The sequence below is a fragment of the Reyranella sp. genome (genome assembly GCF_004296935.1).
Taxonomy (GTDB): Bacteria; Pseudomonadota; Alphaproteobacteria; order Reyranellales; family Reyranellaceae; genus Reyranella.
The window spans coordinates 63,703-83,079 of the sequence record NZ_SCVH01000145.1; the positions used below are offsets into that span (position 1 = coordinate 63,703).

Genomic DNA, 19,377 nt, shown 5'->3' on the forward strand with positions numbered 1-19,377 from the left:
AAGATCGCTCGTCAATGGCAGACGCATCGAAGACCCAAAGAAGCAGCCGAAGCGCGGTGTCCATCGTGGGACGATCCTCCACTTGCGTGGCGTGGTCTGGGTCGGTGGCCTTACTGCCGGAACACTTGAGCGCCTCCTCCAATTCGATAGCCAAGGCCGCATGCCTTGCAGCAAGGTTCCCTGACGCGATCGCCAAGGGGTCGTGCTGGGTTATCAACTATTTGCCGCCGCGTGGCGTGGTGCAGAGCCCCTTGCTTGGATGCGAAGAGTCGTTGATCAGCCGCTACATGAGGCGATTGGCGGCGAAATTGATGCCCATGAGGGGGCAGGGTCTCCATTTCAAGCCACTTACTCGGCCGTTGGAAACAGCGATAGAAAAGAATTGCTCCCGGCAACTGTTCGCGGCAAGCCGAGGCCCGATGGAAGGCCGCTAGCATGGACGGCGACGTCCTCCGACGAGCTCCTATAAACCTGAGGAGCGTTGCGCCTTGGCCACGATGAGCCGCTCAAGAGTGGTCGCCGAGAGGCCTCCAACCCATGGCATTTCTCGCAATACCAATAGCGTGCCGCGGCGAAGCCCGCGCTTTGGCCGTTTGTCGGGATCATGCACGCGGCTTCTATCGAGGATGAACGACAGAGTGCCGAGGGCAATCCGGCCCTGTCGTGCGGCTTGGCGCAAGCTGAGCTTCTGCCGCCGCATATCGCGACTGAGAAGGCGCTGGATAATGTGGTGCGCGCGAAGACAATCCTGCAGCATGGCAAACCACCCTGATCCGGTTGAGATGTCTCTTCTTGAATAGCTTCAGTAGAACCTCGGATCGTAGGAACGCTGTTCGCGTTAGGTTGTGCGTCGACGCGCCATCAGCCCACGCGGCCGGGCGTTGCTGCTTCAGTGGGTTCCAGCGCGGACGAGGCCGCTCGTCCGCGCTACAATCCAGGGTGCGGTCAGAAGTCTTTTGCGGTGAGCCCCCTTTCACGAAAGAGTTCCAGTGTCTGCTGTACCTTTGCCATGTGGGACACCAGGATGCGGCTAACGCAGTCCTTCACGGTGTCCGAAAGATGCCGCATGGCTTCGATCGTGGCCTCGCGGAGCTCCGCGTGGCTCTCTTCATCGATCTTGGCGCTCGCCAAGAGCTCGTCGATTTCGCCGAGCTTATGATGCTTCTCCGTCGCGGCGTGGATGGCGACCGCCAAGGCGCCATCGAGCATGTCTTTGGTGAACTCGGCCGAGCCCTCCGCGATCTCCTTGTCGATGACGCGGCTAGCCTCGAGATTGGCCACGAAGAGCTGCTTCTTGGTCGAATCGAGGTCGAGCGTGATGCGGTAGAGAAGCTCCTGGCGCTTCGCCTCCGCGAGTTGCATGTAGGCGTCATGCAGAACCCGCCCTAGCTCCTGGCGGACACCGCGATTCAAGACGAACTTATCGATGACGTTCAATTGCGCCTTGATAGCCGCCAGTTCGCCGCCGACAGATCCAGGTACGAGCCGGCTCATGGGCGTGGCTGCAACGGGAAGTGCTGACTTGCTAAACGTGGTGGCCTTTCCAGCCCGGGAGCCGTTGGCCAAGAGGGTGAAATGCACCTTAGTTGCCTTACTATTCATGTCGATCTCCTCTGCGTTGTTGCTCCATCACGACGTAAAAGTTGGATCTTCGGACAGGCCGGCTTCGGGGCGATCCGTAGCTGATCCGTTCATCCGCCCGCCGGCGCTTGCGCGCTCAATTGATTCGCTGAGTTCTTCGAAGCCCCGCCGTCCCATGTCGCGTTGTCGTTGCGCCCTGAGAGCGGCATCGACCTGTTCCTCCCGCCGGGAACGCCGGAGGAAGGCGGCATAGCTGTTCACTTCGCGCCGTTCAGCTTCCGCATCCGCGACCTCCTCAATGCGCATGGCAGCGCGCATGCCGTAGATGCCCGCGGCACCAAAGAGCGTCTTTGAGACAGGTCCGGCTGATTCAAGTGCCATAATGAAAAGCTTCAAGCCGATTGCGACGGTGCCAATGAGCTCCGATGAGAGCACTAGCGTCCAAAGCGCCCGCAGACGGTCGCTCAGGCCAGTCGGCATCGGGATATGGCTGGAGGCTTGCTGAACATGAGACTGGATCCAGGCCTCCCGCCCGTTCTCCATCTCCCGGAGCTCAGTTGCGGCGGTGGCGCGGGCGCGTTGCTCACTGGCGAGGCGCTGTTCAATGTTCGCCACTCGGTCTCTAGCTTCGGCCTTGTTGGCGGCAGCGGCTCCTACCGCCCGGTCCTGTGCCTCCTTGAGTGCTATGGCGGCGGGCTCAAGTTCGGATCGGATCGAGCCGGCCTTGGCACGGTACTTCTGCGCCTCGCGGTCGTGAAAGGCCCAAACGGGCCCGGTGCCTCGAACTCCCGTGCTGCTCGGCTGTGCCCGAACGCCATGCTCTTCTGCGTTCGCTGCAGTCTGATGGATCGAAGAAACCCCATCGGCTTCGGCGAAGGCGGCCCGGAGTTTGGCCACCTGATCCTCGAGGACCGCGATTTGACGGTCGACCGCCGGTCCAACCAGGCCGCGGCTGAGCAAGTCGGTGTGCTCGTGAGTTAGACCAGTTATCGTCGCATCATGACGCACAATCTGCTGGTCGGCGTCCGCCAGCAGCGCAGCGTAGCGAGCCTCGACCAACGCAAAGACTGGAGCGTTGGCTGCCCGGTTTTCGCGCGCCAGTTCGCGCCGCACGTCGGCATCGAACACCTCAAGCAGCACAAACCAGGCGACGAAAGAGGCAACTGCCAGTGAAACCGCCCACCGGACGAGGATACCGAGGGGCCGAACCGCCCGATCCATTGGCGAAGCAGCCTGGACAATGCCGCGGGACTGGCAGAAGGCGAGTCCCTGCGAATTCCAAAGATGAGCGACGAACTTGCAATCGTAGACGAGTAAGATCCCCGTCGCGATCGTGGTCACCACGATGCTGATCGTAAGCTGCCAGGGACCGTCGCCTAGCATTACGTGGAGCGCGATGAAAATGCAGACGGCTTGGAAGGCTGCCCCGAAGATGAGGGCCGCTCCGACCAGCGCCATCGTTCGCTGCTCGTTCCTCGGTTGCTTCCGAGCGAGCTTATAGTCGACGCCAGAGAGCGTGATTAGCGCATGCCCGAGCAGACCCAGTTCCGGCCCGGGATCCCAGGTGGGCTCGGCGTGGCTCTCACGAGACGAAGATGTTGTGTCGTTAGGTCCCAGTCCATCAGGTGGCGTCATCATTCCCTCCCAATCAAATTTTGAGTTGACCGCGACGCAGTAAATCTGCGTTCAGCATTCGCTGGGATTGCCGCATTGTGTCTTTGACACGACACGACCCAAGACGAAGGTCACTACGAAAGCGGGACTGCGTGACGATGGTTGCCAGCGCAACTTGGTATGGGAGATGCCAAGTGTCGTCGTTTCAGTTTGCGTCGTCGGCTGGCCGAGGAGCAAGACCACCATTTCCCTGGACGCGCCGATGGAGATCACCGCGAAGGAGGTCTCAAGGTCCGCGCTGGCGGCGCCGTGACTTCCCGCTACGATTGCGCCAGCAAGAAGTGCGGACAACACGTGGCGTGTACGCAAGCTCCTGGACGCGAATGACCTGTCGACCATGAGGACCTCCTGCCAAGTGGGTAAAGCGGAAGAGTGGGCAATGCACAAACAACGCTGACGTCAAGGTCGTTACGAAAGTTGCAGACGCGTTGGTGAAGGAAACGGCGACTAGTGAATTCTCATCGCAGAAACCTTCGATTCCAAAATCTGCAACTGCCAAGACGATCTGTGTGATGGAGGTCCAAATATGGATCGCTCCGAGAGACGTAAGCGTCGATAAACGGGACTCTCCTGAGTCCTTCGGCATTGCCCTAGAGTTGGCGCTTTAGCCCACTTCGCGATGAGCGGAGGGCGCACTCCACCCTGATCGATTTGCGTGCTGCGCATCGATCGGCTGGCCGTATCCCTAGGCATCGAAGCAGCTTGCGCGTGCTACACGGCAAATTGCTTCAGATTAGGTATCTCTTAAAAAGTCGGTTAGCTTCCTCCTTCATTGCTTGCACACCTGTCCCCCAAACCATTCGGGCGGATCTTCAAGAGTGCCATTCTGGTTGCCCCGAAGGGCGACTGAGCAATGAAACGGGGGTGAAGAACGTACTCTAACCCCGAGGAAGTGATGACGGCGCGGAAGGAACAACTGAAAGAACTATTGCGCCATCGTCTCTCAAATAGGCAGTCCGCTAGATTCTGTCAAGGCGTCCAACTTTGAACGCCAGTGAGAAAATCCTAGTCGAGCTTCGGGTCCTCCATGATCTCCTCAATAGAGGCCACGGTGACCTGATCCGGAAGTTGCTGGGCATATCTCACGAAATGAGGGGCAAGAGCTTTGCGCCGGCTGATGATGTGAACAAACTTTCCTTTCTTCACCAAGGCTTGGGCTCTTAGTTGATAATCCTTGTCACCAAGGATGAGTACGAAGTGACTCGCGGTCGGGTATTGCTCGTCTACTTCCGTGATCTTATCCATGAGAACGAGGTCGTCCGAACCTTTTCCATGAAGTTCCTCCGGAATGTTCTGGACGAGATAATTTCTACCACTGACAACAGAAACAGCAGGTGCAAAGGGCGGATAATTAACTGCCCATGCCACCGTGCGCTCAGCGGGCGTTATCGTTCGGATGTACCTGTCAATTCGATCGAGAACAGTTCCCAAATCGAATCGCCCAGGTGTTCCCTCTCCCTTCTGAGTGTCCAAACCGGAGACATACGGATTGCCCTCTGGGCCAGTGAGATTTGGGATATCGAGGAATACAACCGGAGCGCCATGTTGGTGAATGCCGATCGACTTTCCAACCCATCGTCTAAGCCATAGGTCGAGCACGTATGCCCGGACACTGACTGTTCCATCATCGTTGGGTTGAAGTATCTTACGAGCGATTAAATCGTCGGCAGCGTTCTTCAATGCTTCGGTCATTTCATTCCGCTTCGCAAGCTTGAAGAGTTCAATGCGCCCTCCCGGTTCAACTGCTCGAACCAGATCAGCGACAAGATCTCGTTGCTCCTTTGTTAGAATATGGGCCGGATACCATGTATCGGCAAAAAGATCGTCACTGCTGGACGATAGAACGACCACAGCAGCGTCTGCATCCGCAGGCGTCATCATACTGCGCCGCTCCTGCGTCAAGCTGCGATACATGATGCTCGCCGTTTGCTGGACCACTTCCGGATGGCCGGCGCTATGTTGATGTAGCCGGGCAACAGTTTCGTCAGGAACGCGGATACCAAGCGTCTTAATCGGTTCTCTTAGAATGCTAGCGACTGACTCTCTTGAGAGAAAATCAATTGGCAGCCCTCTGAGGTCGGGCCACAGCAGGACACCAGGTATCATGCGTCGAAACTGGGATCGTCCTAGGTGCCCGGCAAATACCCAAAGAAGCCTAGCCGTAGGTCGACCGTGTTGCCGGATCAGATTTAGCAATCCCGCAATTCCATCAGAAAGTGACGGATCACGATTGCGCGCGCTTTCTCCCAATTCAACAAGCGCCTGCATATCATCGACCATGACAAGGACGCGCTTGCTAGGAAGTTGAGCGGCAAGCTGCGAAGTAAAGGTTTGATACGCGTTTGACATGTTCTCGACACAGCGTCGTTCGTCCGGTGCCGAAACTCCACAAGCTGCTACTTCAGGGTGAGCCGCCACCTGAGTCAAAATGTTGAAGAGAATCGTTCCTGCAGAACTTGCTCCCTTGACGTCTCCCATTCCGTGGTAAACGGGAATAATTGAGAGCTGCTGTTTGTCGATTTCGTAGACGACGCTTTGGAGCAGAGATGATTTGCCAGTGCGTCGCAAACCCTCGACATATTGGAACTGCTGCTGACCTTCCCGCACTGACTCTAAGATTGTCGCTTGCTCGTCAGCGCGTCCGAAGAAATGTCCTTCGATCTCGGTGGGCTCGATCATCCGACCAGAAATGTACGGGCCCAACTTCGGAAGGGCGGTCATTTCTTCATGGATAACTTCGAGCGCTACGGACTCCGCCTCAAAGTGAGCGCCGCTGAAATCACAAATGACCGACGCGCGGATGCTGCCAGGTAATGCAAAAGCCTCAGTCTTGGCCGCCGCAAAGGTTACGACGGCGGTTCCTTTTGGATCCAACGTCACAGGAACGGCGCCAAAATCGTTGCGGCACATTAGTGGGGCGGAGCGTCCCCCGGAGTCTAAAGTCGCACTGGCACTAATCAGGCGTACTGTGGCCGTCTCGGATGTGTTTCGGAGTCTTAGTGAAATCACAAACGGCAAGGCACTCTGATCTACGGTGAGCGAGCCCGGGACGGCCGGTTCCATAACAATCTTCGGAAAGATTTTTGCATCGCGCGGCAAACGGTTAATCGTTCGTGCTAGCGCCTTGCAGATTGGCTGAGAAAGCGTAAGCGACTGATCGGGCAGTTCACGCTTGAGCGACGCTTCGTGTTCACGAAGTGCAACATCGGCAGACCGCCAAATTTCCTCTTTGCCTTCTTGAGATCGCTGCTGTCGATATTGGTCCAGCTGCCGTATGACCTCACGTAAGCTCTCAGCCGATTTCGAGTACCCTTGCTCTCGATAAGCGTTCCCTAGTTCGTCAAGATCACGCTTCACAATCGCCACGTGAGCTATGTCGTGCAAATCCCGCTGACAAGCTGCAGCCACCCGAATAATCACCTCGCTCAACGAGGCAGCCCTTTGGCGGGCTTCGCCCGGGCCGCGCTGCTGAGCGAGCGGCGTATCAAGTTGCGCCTGCGGCGCTCGCGCAAAATATGACTCCAGCTTGGGTCCTCTGAGACGCGCCTCCAGGCCCAGCGCTTTCAATGCGTCAGCCCGGCCGTTTGCGAAGAGCGTAAACGTGTAATAAATATGACGACCTTCATCCGCCAGCTCGGGTGTCATCAATCGATTCAGCATCTCGGCAGTTCTGATGCTCACGTATCCCAAGTTGCGCCTTAGAGCGTCGGCCGGATTTCCCGCCCGCCCTGGAGGGCCGGGGTTGCCAGCCTGCTGAAGAAGCTGTTCCAGGCGGACAAGCCGAAACCGCAGCTCCTCTCGATAGGCCTTTGCAGCGCCCAGAAAATCCCCACTCCTTTCTGAATAGTAAGTTCTCAGTCCCCAAAAGAGGAAACTCTTTTGATTGTCCGGTTGCCGGCACCTCAGCCAAAACTCAATCGGCTCGCGCTGATTCCGTTCAAGCAGTTTGTCGAACTGATCCTGCACGACGCGGGTGTCGACGTCGTCTTGAAGGGGGTCCGGAAGGTTTGGCTCTCCTTCGATTGCATATCGCGCGAGCCTGAGGACATGCCGCTCTTTGTCGGCTTCTGAGAGTGCTTCGTGCTCGAGTTGATAGTGCAGGAGAAGCGCTTCCGCGACCATCAGGTAGGGCAGCCAGTGACGTAGGACGTCGGTGTCGTTTATAAGCAGTGCGAGGTAGACGACTCCGCGAAGCAGGAGTGGATGCGGGGCGCGATCGAGCCCTCTCTCCAATATGTCCAGCCGCTGGTCCGCTTGGTCTTCGGGCAGGCAGCACGCTAGATTCCAAAACACCGATGGAAAGCTGGACACGTTTGCCAAATCGGTAAGTATCAGCCGCGCTTGAACAGCCTTGCTTGCACGAGCCAACGCATAGGCTCGGTAGTTATCTACAATTTCCTTCGGCCTGCCCTCCAGTCGTTCGCTCAACGACGTGAGCTGGTCGACCGCCCGGGCGAAATCATTGGACTTCAGGGCCTCTCGAGCCTCAGCGAACCGAGTGTCGTGTTGTCCCTTAGTGCGTGCGCGCTGGTTATAGATTGCACCCGTCGGCCGCATCAGCGCGTCGGCCTCAAAAGTTACCTTTAGGCGTTGCTGGAGTAACGAGCGAATATAGTCGTGCTGAGATGAGGCATATTCATATGTCTCTCTATTAGACGCTTTGTTGATCACTGTTTGGAAATTCGCATCATCGATGATTTTCGATACCGCTCCGGTGGCAAGATGAGGAAGGGCGTGATCGCCTTTTCCTGAAAGACTTGTCAAATAGTTGAATGCATTCAACTCTTCTTCACTAGGTTTGCCACTGCCGCGGGTCTGACGCATACGTTGAAGATACGTGTCGTGAAGAGACACGATCGCGGTGCGATTGTCAGCGATGAGTTCATTGCAGCCCCGCTCGTCCTGTTCAGCTTGGCGCGCTCTCGCCTCACCTGCAAACGCTTCAACTATCGCCGGCCGCAGAACATTCATGTCGAGTGTCAGGCCAAGCGCCCTATAAACCTGAACCGCTTCGGTAAGCAGCATATCGGGCTCACACGCCAGCATTTTCTCTGGGATCTGCGCGTGCATCCAATACTGAATTGCGCTGGCCATCTTTCTAGAATCTGGAGTACCGCGACGCAGGTGCTCGGAGTATCTGAAGAGCGAAATCCTCTTGATAAGTGGCAGGAATGGCCGATGACCTGATCTAACGAACGCGCGCCAAAGATCACGTGTTGCGAAGAAGAACACATCCTGAGGATCGACGTTTGGATCTTTGCTTATTTGGTCGATTTCTGCTGCAGTCCTTGGCGATAGAGCCTTTTGAATGGTCTGATCCAAGAACTCAAAGACGAGATCCTGCCGCTCCGCATCAAGCGCATCTGGCGGGAGGATTGCCGGCATCTGCCAAATTCTCAACTGCGGTGCATCAGAACGGGATTCTTTCGATCCTATTGAAGCGCCGTCTGTCTGGGTGACGGGCGCCAGTGCACTCTCAGCCTGTGGCGCATTGTTGGTCGCCAAAGGTTCAAAGCCCAGACTCTCGGGCCCTATTCCTAGGGCGCTTAGGGATGAGCGCAGCCGATCGCGAACGTCCGGCAAAAGAGCCAGGGTGGCGCACCATTCGAGTGCGACAGCCGACTCCTCAGAATTGAGAGCCTTGTTGGCCGCACGGGAAGCTAAGTATTTAACAGCACTTAGTTTCAATGCATCTACGACTGATTCTTGAGCGAGGCCCAATGCGCCGAGCACATCTGTCGCACAAGGACGAAGTGCCTCAAGGGATGGGCGAAGTTCGCCCCCCACGAATCGAGTCCGAGCCCAAAGGCAAAAGACTTCCTCTCGAGTTTCTCGAGGAAGACTATTCGCGCCCGCCGCTGCAAGGTTGCAAAGCCAGTCTACTTTGTTCTGAATATCGCTAACGACGAGCTCATCTGTAGGGTCGCTCACACCAATTTGCGTGAACTCCTGCTCGAGTACGAAACTAGCAAGTCCAACAAACGACTCTATGGCGGGCGCATCCCATGACGATGGTTCTGGATTGTCTCGTATTAGCGGCAGCGCACCTTGCAGTACCTTTTGGTCATTGGGCGCTGAGGACTTGCGGTGCTTTTCTGCGAGACGCCGAACTTCGAGAAAATTTCGTTTGCTGGCGGTCTGGAGGACGTGGCCAATCTGTCGATCAAAGTGGAGATTCAGCATCAGCCAACCTCTTCAAATGGTAGATCGTTGGCGTCCGCGAATGGGTAATTGGAACCGACGATGGGATTACGTGAGCGTGCCTAACAACTCAATTCTAAGCATCGAACGATAGGCGAGAAGCAACCATCGCAGCAACCACTACACGTTGTGCATGTTCAATGTTGAACAACAAACGCTCGCTCCAAAAATATAGAGCGAGCGTTACTTTGGGGGCGTTGTCGGACGGTCCGGTAAGTCCCTAGAGCCGATGCTCTCCCCCAATTCTCTATGTAGCCTGCTCATCTGATTTGTGAGAAGGCTCTGCGAAACTGCCATCGAGAAGTTTCGGAATACTTGGCGGCCGGACGGACCACCAAGGGTCGCGTCGTAGGCCTTGCCTACTGAACCTTTGATAGTATTACACTAGCGTCTATTCTTGTCAAGGTTGTGGGCATCTTTTGATGCGGTCTGATCCATTTAGCATTGTAGTTGAGCCACGAATTGGGAAACGAGAATGGGCCCACTCGCCAACTGTCTTGGCAGACCCGGTGGAGTTTGTGTGTGTGCCATGGAGATGGCTGCGGTCGCGAGCAGAGCTCGTCGCTCGAACCAGGCGAAAATGTAGTAGTTGAGCTCTCTAAAGAAGCGGAGATGCCAAGAGAGATTAGAGACAGAGGCGTTGGGCAACGTGCGGCGGCGTGTCCGAGCGAAGATCATGGAACAGGGCGCGACGTTAAGCGAAGAGCATGAACAAAGGTAGGAAGTCACGGCCGGAGACCGTCGCGAACGTATGGTGGCTGCACGGGAGAGGCGCGTGGGAGCGCGAAATGCCTAGTAGAAGTGCCTACCGGACACATATTTGGAGTTGAAGGCATCGAAGGGCGACACTGGAACCGGGCGCTAGAGGCTGGGTAGTTGTCCCGTTCCAAGGATGGCGGATTGGTCTTCTTCTGGAAGCTCGGAGATGAGTTGGCGTATCAGGCCGGATACCGCGGACTCTTCTTCGAAAGCTTCTTTGACGATTAGGAAGCGAGACCCTTTGGACAGAGTATAAAAGCCCTTGCGGATTGCGAGGAAGCATTCACGTTCGGAATTCGAATTGATTAACGCTTGGGCAATGAGCCGCCGCTCCTGGGAAATGGTGTTGAGGTCGGTGCCTCGCATCATCTCAACCGCGAGGACCTTGGCCTCCTCATACGACATGTGCTTAGGGGCGGTCCCGCCTTGGGACTGAGAAGGCGTAGCCGATGCGTCATCGCCAAAGAAGCCGTGTGTTTCGAGGAACTGGCGAGCTTCGGGCTGGAAGTAGTCTCGAGCGGCCAGCATCTCTTCCTTTGTGTAGTCTCGGAAGCGCGGGATGGCGAATAGTTTTGCCAGCAACACGCCTTCCTTGTGGAGGTGATCGAGGAGCGCGGCTCCCGCCGATTCCGCCATAAATCGATTCAAGGGCAGCTTAGCCATGAAGTGATCTCCCGCTTCATTTCATATGCAGCATGGTGACACTGGCTGCCTCAAGCATCAAGACGGGGTTGCGGTCGCTCTCTCTATCTCCACTCCCACATGGACGGCGACCGCATTAAATTTTGGCATCTGAAGGCCTCTTTCGGTCACAGGCTAACCGGGAAGCCTGTCGTGGCTGCGTCGGGCGGAAACACGCGCCGCGCGATGAACATCGCGTGTATCGGCACGCCGGGGAAGCGCCGCGAGAGCACCGTATGTATCGCCCGGTAGTGGGTGCCAGCCGTCAGCACGTCATCGATAAGCAGGATGCTCTTGGGCGGCGGCTGCGCGATCGGTTCGTCGATGCTGTAGATGGCGAGGAGCTCGTCGACTGTCGGACGCTGACCTGCAGCAGCCTCGTGGGCCGCCACCGTTGATTGGGCCTGGATCACGAGTTCCCGGATGTCGAGCGGCGCCGGGGCGCTGATGAGCTTGCAGACGCGCAACAGCCGGTCGTCGTAGGCGGGGTCGCTTTTCTGTTTCGAAGGCGGTATCGGCACAATCGTCCAGGCCAGAAGGTTGTCCCTGTTGACGGCAGAGGAAATGTATTCCGCACACTTCTGGATCGCGCCGGCCTTGTACCGGAGTTCGGCAAAGCTTGACGAGCCGGGCTTCTTCTTGAGGTTCGAGATCAGATTGTTGGTCGCGCTGTAGTCATACTTCTTCTGCGCCGTGTACTCGAAGAGGAAGTAGCAGACGTCGTCAGGCGTCAGGTGGTAGTGATCGCCGATATTGGTCGAATCGATGCGCCGGAAGCGGGGCTGGTCAGCCAAGCGCGCGCCACAGATCGTCGAAGTCGCGCACGCGGATGGCGCCCTGCTGCTCGAAGCGTGCGGGCCAGGTGAGCCCGGACCGCTCGAAGCACGAATTGAGGATGAAAAGCTTCCGCCCCTGGTGAAGTGCCGCACGTGCTTGGGTCAAGGTCCCGGAGGTATCGCTCGCCTCGACGATCACCGTCGCCTCGGTAAGCGCGCTCATCGTGATGTTGCGCTCGGGGAAGAAGTAGCGGTTCTGGGGCGGCTTCTGCTGGCGGTACCGCAAGACCGGCACCTGCGAGATGAGCAGATATTCTCGGGCAATGCGTTCCTGCAGCTCGCGGTTCTCACGCGGATAGCAGTCGCTTAGGGGCGTGCCGATGACCGCGATCGTTGGAGCACCAGCGGCCAGAGCCGCCCCATGGGCGGCGGTGTCGATGCCTGAGGCCAGGCCCGAGACAACGGTAAAGCCGCGCTCGGCGAGCGCCCGGGCAAGCTTCGTGGCGCGGGCGATGCCCTCTGGCGATGGCTTCCGGGCCCCCACAACCGCCACCGAGCGCGTCTCGATCAGTTCCCAGACGCCGCGATAGTAGAGGAATTCGACGGGGTGCTTTGCGTGCCGCAGTTTCGAGGGGTAGTCGCCAGCGTGGTTGATCCGCACGCCAAATCGATCGATCCCTGCTTCCTTGAAGATTCGCAGTACTTCACCCGCGCACCGGGCCGCCTCGGCGCGGGGCACGAAATCCGATGGCAGCGCGTCGGCTTGCGCGGCGAACGTCTCAGCGATGTTGGTAAACCAAGCCCCATCGCGGAGCCACATGGCCTCGTATGCGCCCATCTCCAGTCGTGGCGAGATGGGGGTTGAGATCGGGCCGGGGTCGCGGCGGAGGGCTAACTGCATGAGGACACTCCGAGGGATGACGATTCTACCGATTAGCGCGCGCGATGAAAGGCCCGGGTATGGCCTCTGGGAGGCGGCGCACATTTAACGCCCGGGATCCTGAAGTGGCTGCGGGAGGGTCGCTGTGGCATCAGTGCCGAGGAATTCTTCAAGAGCACGGGCACGGGCAGCGGGTATCCGCCAAGTGCCGTCGAGATACCGCGTGAGGGTCCCCGCGTCCCAGCCTAAATACCGGGCGACTTGTGAAAAGGTGACGCCCAAGGCGCGTCGCTTGGCTTTCAGGCGCTCAGCCAAGGTCTGGGGAGCCGGCATAGGGTCGTAGCCGAGGAAGTCGATCACCGGCTTGAACTGGGACGGTGGTGGCATTGTGTTGCCTTTCTCCCAGTTGGCTACGGTTTCAGCAGACACCCCCATCCGCTCACCGGCTTCCCGCTGGAGGAGGCCGAGCTCCCGCCGGCGCTTCTTGAGGTGTTCGCCGAGGGTGAGGGGAGTTTCTGAATAATCCTTTGGTTTCTGGGCCTTAAGGGTGAGCGGCACGTCCCGGCAAAAAGGCACCGCACAAATGCCGGTGTGGCCATCTGATGGAGCCGACGCGGTCCTGCGGCCGCGCCCCGCGCTGCGGTGTCGACTACCAGGGCAAGCTCTCGGGGCCGTTGCTCGACCGCATTGATCTCTGCATCGACGTGCCGGCGGTCGGCGCCGCCGATCTGGCGCTGCCGCCGCCGGCCGAAAGCTCGGCCGATGTCGCCGCTCGGGTGGCGGCGGCGCGCGCCGTGCAGCGTGACCGGCTGGCCGAACTCGACCGCAAGGGCAGGCTTCTGGCGGTCGAGGCCGACCCCGCGGCCGGGCTGCTGTCGGATCGGGCGCGCGGCTGGTCCAAGGCGCGCTGCAACGCCGACACCGACGGCGCCCTGCTGGCCGCCATCGCCGAGCCCGATTCGGAGGGCCGCGCCCTGCTCACGCGGGCGGCGGAACGCCTCGGCCTCTCGGCCCGCGCCTGGCATCGCACCTTGCGGGTCGCCCGCACCCTGGCCGATCTCGACGGCTCTGATTCGGTGCGCCGTCTGCACATCGCCGAGGCGCTCTCCTACCGCCGCCCACAGCCGCGCGCCGCCCTCGCGGCGTGATGAGGGGCGGCGTGACAGGCGGCGGCCCAGGTCATTTTCCCCGGATCTCGACCCCCGCCCATTCCTCCAGGACCTTGGCGATGAAGGTGAAGTCGGAGTCGGCGCCGAACCGCGCCTTGGTGACGGCGAGCATCTGGCGGACCGCGGCGCCCACGACCATGGGCACGCCCAGCGCCTCGGCCTCGTCGATGCAAAGCCGGACGTCCTTGTAGGAGAGGCCGGTGGTGAAGCCGAAATCGAAGGTGCCCGGCAACACCGCGCGCGGGAACTTGTCCTGGGTGGCGCTGTTGCGCCCGCTCGAAGCATTGATGATGTCGATCAGGACCTTGGCGTCGAGCCCGGCCTTGACGCCCATCGCCATGACTTCGGAGGTCGCCACGAGCGCGGTCGCTGCGAGCAGGTTGTTGGCGAGCTTCGCCGTCTGGGCGAGGCCGGGCTTCTCGCCGGCATGGAACGGCCGGCCGAATACTTTCAGGACCGGCTCGACCTTCTGCAGGGTCGGCGTCGGGCACGACACCATGATCGCGAGCGTGCCGGCCTTGGCGCCAGTCACGCCGCCGCTCACCGGCGCGTCGACCCAGCCGATCCGCCGCTCGGCGAGCTGGGCGGCCACTTCGGTGGCCACGCCCGGCCCGGTGGTCGACAGGTCGATCACCAGCCGCACGCTCGAGCCGTTGATGATGCCGCCGTTGCCGCCCAGCACCACCTGCCGCACCACGTCGGGCGTCGGCAGGCTGATCAGGACGACGTCGGCTATCGAGGCGACCTCGGCCGGCGAGGCCGCAAGCTGGGCGCCGCGGGCGACCAGGGGCGCGGTCGCGGCCTCGGACAGGTCATAGACGCAAAGGCGGTGGCCCGCATCGAGCAGGCGCGAGGCCATCGGCCCACCCATCCGCCCGACACCGACGAATCCCAGTATGTCACCGGCCATGTCTCTCCTCCGTCCCCTGCACCCGCAGTCTGCCATTCTCTTGGTATCGCTACCATCCTATAGTCTGGTGGCCTCGAAAGCGTCAATGCGGAGCACAGACAGGATGAGCGATCCAAGATGAGTGGCAAGGCGAAGCGAAGCGGCGGCGACGACATCAAGATGAGCGACATCGCCCGCCATGCCGGCGTTTCGCCCATGACGGTGTCGCGAGCGCTGCGCGAGCCCTCGACGGTGTCGGAGAAGATGCGGCGCAAGGTCGATGCCGCGGTGCGCGAATTCGGCTATCTGCCCAACCGCATCGCCGGCAGCCTGTCGTCCAAGCGCTCGAACGTCGTCGGCCTGATCGTGCCCAGCATCCGCAACTCGCTCTATGCCAACATGATCCAGGCGATCTCCGACGTCCTGCGCGCCAACGGCTTTCATCTGATGATCGCCAACAGCGGGCACCGCCTCGACGACGAGGAGGCCCTCGTCGCGGCGTTGCTGGCCCAGCGCGTCTGCGGCCTCGTGCTGCACAATACGACGCACAACAAGCGGGTCCGAGACCTCGTCGCCAAGACCGGCGTGCCGGTGATCGAGACCGGCAACCTTCCCGCCGAGCCGCTCGACATGGCCGTGAGCTATTCCAACTTCGAGGCCGCGCGGGCAATGACGGCGCACCTCGGCCGCCTCGGCTATCGCAAGATCGGCTTCGTGACCCTGCCGCTGCGCGACAACGACCGCTCGAAAGAGCGTCGCCGCGGCTACTTCGCCGCACTGAAGGAGCTTGGCCTGCCGGCCGACCCCAGCCTCGTCCTCGAGGCGCCCGGCGGCTTCAGCGAGGGCGCCGATGCCCTGGTGCGGCTGATGCAGACACATCCCGGCCTCGATGCCGGGTTCTTTGCCGGCGACGTGCTCGCCGTGGGAGCGCTGTTCGAATGCCAGCGCCGCGGCTGGGCGGTGCCCGGCCGTGTCGCCATCGCCAGTTTCGACGACCTCGATCTGCTGCGCCACGCGGTTCCCACGGTGACGACGCTGCGCATCCCGCGACACGAGATCGGCCGCCGCAGCGCCGAACTCCTCGTCAACCGCCTGCTGGGCGCGCCGCCCGAGCGTCTGCGGATCGATGTCGGCTTCGAGATCGTCCAGCGCGAGAGCACCTGAAGGGACAGCATGTTGAAGGGAAAATGCGCGCTCATCACCGGCTCGACGCAGGGGCTGGGCTACGCCATGGCGGAGCGGCTCGCGGCCGAAGGCTGCCATGTCGTGCTGAACGGCTTCGGCGATCCGGTTGAGATCGAGGCCAAGCGCCGGCAACTCGAAGACTGCCATGGCGTGCGCGCCCTCCATCATGGCGCCGACCTGGGCATGCCAGGCGAGATCGCCGACCTGGTCGAGACGGCCGAGCGCGCCTTCGGGGCGGTCGACATCGTGGTCAACAATGCCGTCGTCCGACACTTCTCGCCGCTCGAGACCTTCAAGGTCGAGGAGTGGGACCGGGCGCTCGCGGTCAATCTCTCATCGGCGTTCCATGTCACGCGGCTCGCTCTGCCCGGCATGCGCCGGCGCGATTTCGGCCGGATCGTCAACATCTCCTCGGTCTATGGCCTGTTCGGTACCGTGAACCGGATCGACTACGTCACCACCAAAACGGCGTTGATCGGCTTCACCCGCGCCGTGGCCCTCGAGGTCGCCGGCCAGAACATCACCTGCAACGCCATCTGTCCCGGCTCGTCGCCGACCCCTGCCATCGAGCAGCGGCTGGCCGATTTCATGGCCCGGGAGGGCCTGACACGCGACGACGCGGTTCGCGCCTTCATGGCCTCGCGCCAGCCCTCGGGCCGGTTCGTGGCGATGGAGGGCGTGGCCGCTCTCGCCGCCTTCCTGTGCGGCCCCGCCGGCCGCGACATCACCGGCGCGGCCATTCCGATTGACGGTGGCTGGAGCGCCAGTTGACCGGACTCGGCCATTTTCTGGTAGCGATACCAGAAACGCCAGCCTAGTATTTCCTCAACAATTCAAAACCGGAGGAAGCCTAATGTCCGTCACCCGTCGACAATTCGCCCCGGCCGCGGCCTCGCTCGCCGCCCTCGCCGCCACCTCGCCTGCCTTCGGCCAGCCGACTAGCGAGAACGTGAAGTGGCGCCTGACCTCGAGCTTCCCCAAGAGTCTCGACACGCTCTATGGCGCCGCTCAGACCATCTGCCGCGTTACCGGCGAGATGACCGACGGCAAGTTCGCGCTGCAGCCGTTCGGCGCCGGCGAGATCGTGCCCAGCCTGCAGGTGCTCGACGCCGTCTCGAACGGCACGGTCGAGTGCGGCCAGACCTACACCGGCTATTACATCGGCAAGAATCCGACGTTCATCTTCGACGGCTCGGTGCCGTTCGGCTTCACCCCGCGCATGCACAATGCCTGGATGATGTTCGGCGATGGGCGCAAGTTGATGGACGAGGTCTACGACAGCTTCAAGGTCGTTGCCCTGCCCTGCGGCCAGACCGGCGGCCAGATGTTCGGCTGGTTCCGCAAGGAGCTCAAGACGCCGGCCGATCTCGTCGGCCTGAAAATGCGCACCGCCGGTTTCGGCGGCAAGGTGATGGCCAAGCTCGGCGTGGTGCCGCAGCAGATCGCCGGCGGCGAGATCTATCCGTCGATGGAACGCGGCACGATCGACGCCTGCGAATGGGTCGGCCCCTACGACGACGAGAAGCTCGGCTTCAACAAGGTCGCCAAGTATTACTACACGCCGGGCGTGATGGAGCTCGAGGCGGTCAACCAGCTCTTCATCGGCAAGGCGGCGTGGGCCGCCCTGCCGCCGCGCTACCAGGCGGTCCTGAAATTCGCCTGCAACTACGCGATGACGGAGATGCTGGCATCCTACGACGCCAAGAACGCCGTGGCCATCGCCCGCCTGGTGGCGGCCGGCACGCAGCTGTCGGTGTTGAACGACGAGATCATCAAGGCGCTGCGGGTGGCGCTCGAAGCCGTGCTCGACGAGGAGGCGGCGCAGAACGAACAGTTCAAGAAGGTCCTGGCGAACTGGCGCCAGTTCCGTGCCAGCCAGCACCGCTGGTTCTCGATCGCTGACACGCGGGCGGAGAACGCGGTCTATCGAAGCGACCGGACTTAAGGCGGGTCCGGCGGCGGCACTACGGATCGATCAGCACGCCCGGGTTCATCATGCCCTTGGGGTCGAGTTCGCGCTTGGCGCCGCGCAGCGCCCGGGCGAACAGTTCGGGTCGCTGCTTGTCGTAGAACGGCCGGTGGAAGCGGCCGACGGCGTGGTGGTGGGTGGTCGTGCCGCCATGCTCCACGGTTGCCGCGGTGCAGGTCGACAGCACCTCCATGAATTGCTCCAGCGACTTCTTCTTGTCGAGGATGCCGCCGAAGGTGAAGTAGAGGCAGGGCCCGTCGGGATAAACGTGGGTGAAGCGGCAGGTGACGGTGCCCTCGCGGCCGGTCACACGCTTGATCGTGTCCTTGGCGATCTTCGTGATCTTGCCGTGGAAGTCGCGCACACGCTCCCAGGTCATCGAGGTCTCGAAGGTCGAGGATAGGATCCCGCGCGCCACGGCGTGCTCGCTGTAGTGCGGGGCGCGGATGAACTTGTTGCGCCAGGCGCCTGCCGCGCCCGAACGATGCGCGTTCTCGTCGTCACCACCGCTCGCATCGGCCACGCCGCCATGGTCGCGGCAGATTTCGAGCGCCCGCGCCATCCAGGCGTCGAGCGGATGGTCGGCCGATTCGAAGGCCAGCACCAGAACCGCCTCCTCGTTGCTCCACGGGATGCCGGGCAGCGCCTCGCGGGCTTCGAGCAGGCGGCAGTTGGCGGGATAGAGTCCCGCCTGGGTGATCTCGCGCACCGCGTCGGCGCCGGCAAAGAAGTCCTTGAAGCGCACGCTGGCCGAGGCGCGGAACGTCGGCTTCTTGCGCAGGCGCACCCAGGCCTCGGTGATGATGCCCAGGATGCCCTCGGAGCCGATGAACATCCGGTCGGGGGAGGGGCCGGCGCCGGAGCCCGGCAGGCGCCGCGACTCGAGCGTGCCTTGAGGCGTCACGACGCGCGTGCTCTCCACGAAATCGTCGATGTGGGTGTAGAGCGTGGCGTAGTGGCCGCCCGAGCGCGTGGCGATCCAGCCGCCCAGGGTCGAACAGCGATAGGCCTGCATGTAGTGGCGCATGGTGAACGGCGTGTCGCGTAGCGCATCCTCGATGGCGGGCCCGTAGATGCCGCCCTGGATGCGCGCGGCGTGGCTCACCGCATCGACCTCCAGCACCTTGTCCATGTGGCGCATCGAGATCGTCACCACCTTGTCGAAGGTGGCCGCCGGCTCGATGCCCTTCACCACCGACGAGCCGCCGCCGTAGGGGATCGCCTTGGCGCCGATCCGGTCGCACCAGTCGAGGACCGCGACCACGTCCTGCTCGGTCTCCGGAAAGGCCACGGCATCGGGCGGGTTGGGCACGGAACGCATGAACATGCGCGTGGCATCGAAGCCCGCCTTGCCGTAGCTGTGTTCCAGCCGTGTCAGGTGATCGGTGCGGACCATCGACTGCAGCGCCGCTGGCACATCGACCCGGGGCTTGCGCAGCGTGATCTCGTCGGCCTTGGGTGGCGGCGTCACGTCGAAGCCGGAAAGACCATAGCGCTGGGCGATCTCGGCCTCCCAGGGCTTGATCTCCTCGGGTGAGAGATCCTCGTCGGCATAGCCCCAGGCATAGAATTTCTTCTGCCGCCGCATGGTCCCCTCCCGCTGCTCTAGGTTC

The 19,377-nt window shown here is 61.1% G+C and carries 12 protein-coding genes and 1 pseudogene; 4 read left to right on the forward strand and 9 right to left on the reverse strand.

Annotated features, from left to right (window positions below; translation table 11 throughout):
• Positions 1–945 precede the first annotated feature (945 nt).
• From EPO55_RS20505 to EPO55_RS20535, 7 genes are all read right to left on the reverse strand, one after another.
• The gene (locus tag EPO55_RS20505; protein ID WP_296339079.1) at positions 946–1,602 is read right to left on the reverse strand and encodes a hypothetical protein; all 657 of its coding nucleotides are present in this window, start codon (positions 1,600–1,602) and stop codon (positions 946–948) included.
• 27 nt (positions 1,603–1,629) lie between these two features.
• Positions 1,630–3,219 (reverse strand): DUF4407 domain-containing protein, encoded by a 1,590-nt coding sequence (locus tag EPO55_RS20510; RefSeq protein WP_363719488.1) that lies wholly within the window; start codon positions 3,217–3,219, stop codon positions 1,630–1,632.
• 1,041 nt (positions 3,220–4,260) lie between these two features.
• A complete protein-coding gene (locus EPO55_RS20515) occupies positions 4,261–9,438 on the reverse strand; it encodes a hypothetical protein (protein WP_296339080.1) in 5,178 nt (1,725 codons plus the stop codon).
• An 879-nt stretch (positions 9,439–10,317) separates the two neighbouring features.
• Positions 10,318–10,878 (reverse strand): hypothetical protein, encoded by a 561-nt coding sequence (locus EPO55_RS20520; protein ID WP_296339081.1) that lies wholly within the window; start codon positions 10,876–10,878, stop codon positions 10,318–10,320.
• A gap of 146 nt (positions 10,879–11,024) precedes the next feature.
• Positions 11,025–11,690: a hypothetical protein gene (locus tag EPO55_RS20525; protein ID WP_296339082.1), complete on the reverse strand. Its 666-nt coding sequence runs from the start codon at positions 11,688–11,690 to the stop codon at positions 11,025–11,027.
• The gene (locus tag EPO55_RS20530; RefSeq protein WP_296339083.1) at positions 11,683–12,573 is read right to left on the reverse strand and encodes a DNA-processing protein DprA; all 891 of its coding nucleotides are present in this window, start codon (positions 12,571–12,573) and stop codon (positions 11,683–11,685) included. The genes EPO55_RS20525 and EPO55_RS20530 overlap by 8 nt, the downstream gene beginning before the upstream one ends.
• Before the next feature lie 84 nt (positions 12,574–12,657).
• Positions 12,658–13,110, reverse strand: coding sequence for a helix-turn-helix transcriptional regulator (locus EPO55_RS20535; RefSeq protein WP_296339084.1), 453 nt, complete (start codon positions 13,108–13,110; stop codon positions 12,658–12,660).
• Between the two features lie 14 nt (positions 13,111–13,124).
• On the opposite strand from EPO55_RS20535, the pseudogene EPO55_RS20540 reads away from it, so the two are divergent.
• A pseudogene (locus EPO55_RS20540) lies at positions 13,125–13,700 on the forward strand (ATP-binding protein); the annotation flags it as partial.
• A gap of 31 nt (positions 13,701–13,731) precedes the next feature.
• Here the strand turns inward: EPO55_RS20540 and EPO55_RS20545 are convergent.
• The gene (locus EPO55_RS20545; protein WP_296339086.1) at positions 13,732–14,631 is read right to left on the reverse strand and encodes an NAD(P)-dependent oxidoreductase; all 900 of its coding nucleotides are present in this window, start codon (positions 14,629–14,631) and stop codon (positions 13,732–13,734) included.
• A 117-nt stretch (positions 14,632–14,748) separates the two neighbouring features.
• Between EPO55_RS20545 and EPO55_RS20550 the strand changes: the two genes are divergently transcribed.
• The 3 genes from EPO55_RS20550 to dctP all read left to right on the forward strand — a co-directional run bounded on the left by EPO55_RS20550 (position 14,749) and on the right by dctP (position 17,740).
• Positions 14,749–15,774: a LacI family DNA-binding transcriptional regulator gene (locus EPO55_RS20550; RefSeq protein ID WP_296339087.1), complete on the forward strand. Its 1,026-nt coding sequence runs from the start codon at positions 14,749–14,751 to the stop codon at positions 15,772–15,774.
• Between the two features lie 9 nt (positions 15,775–15,783).
• Positions 15,784–16,566: an SDR family oxidoreductase gene (locus EPO55_RS20555; RefSeq protein ID WP_296339089.1), complete on the forward strand. Its 783-nt coding sequence runs from the start codon at positions 15,784–15,786 to the stop codon at positions 16,564–16,566.
• An 82-nt stretch (positions 16,567–16,648) separates the two neighbouring features.
• Positions 16,649–17,740 (forward strand): TRAP transporter substrate-binding protein DctP, encoded by a 1,092-nt coding sequence (gene dctP / locus EPO55_RS20560; RefSeq protein WP_296339090.1) that lies wholly within the window; start codon positions 16,649–16,651, stop codon positions 17,738–17,740.
• A gap of 19 nt (positions 17,741–17,759) precedes the next feature.
• Here dctP and EPO55_RS20565 read toward each other — a convergent pair whose 3' ends face one another.
• A complete protein-coding gene (locus EPO55_RS20565; RefSeq protein WP_296339091.1) occupies positions 17,760–19,352 on the reverse strand; it encodes an FAD-binding oxidoreductase in 1,593 nt (530 codons plus the stop codon).
• Between the last annotated feature and the right edge of the window lie 25 nt (positions 19,353–19,377).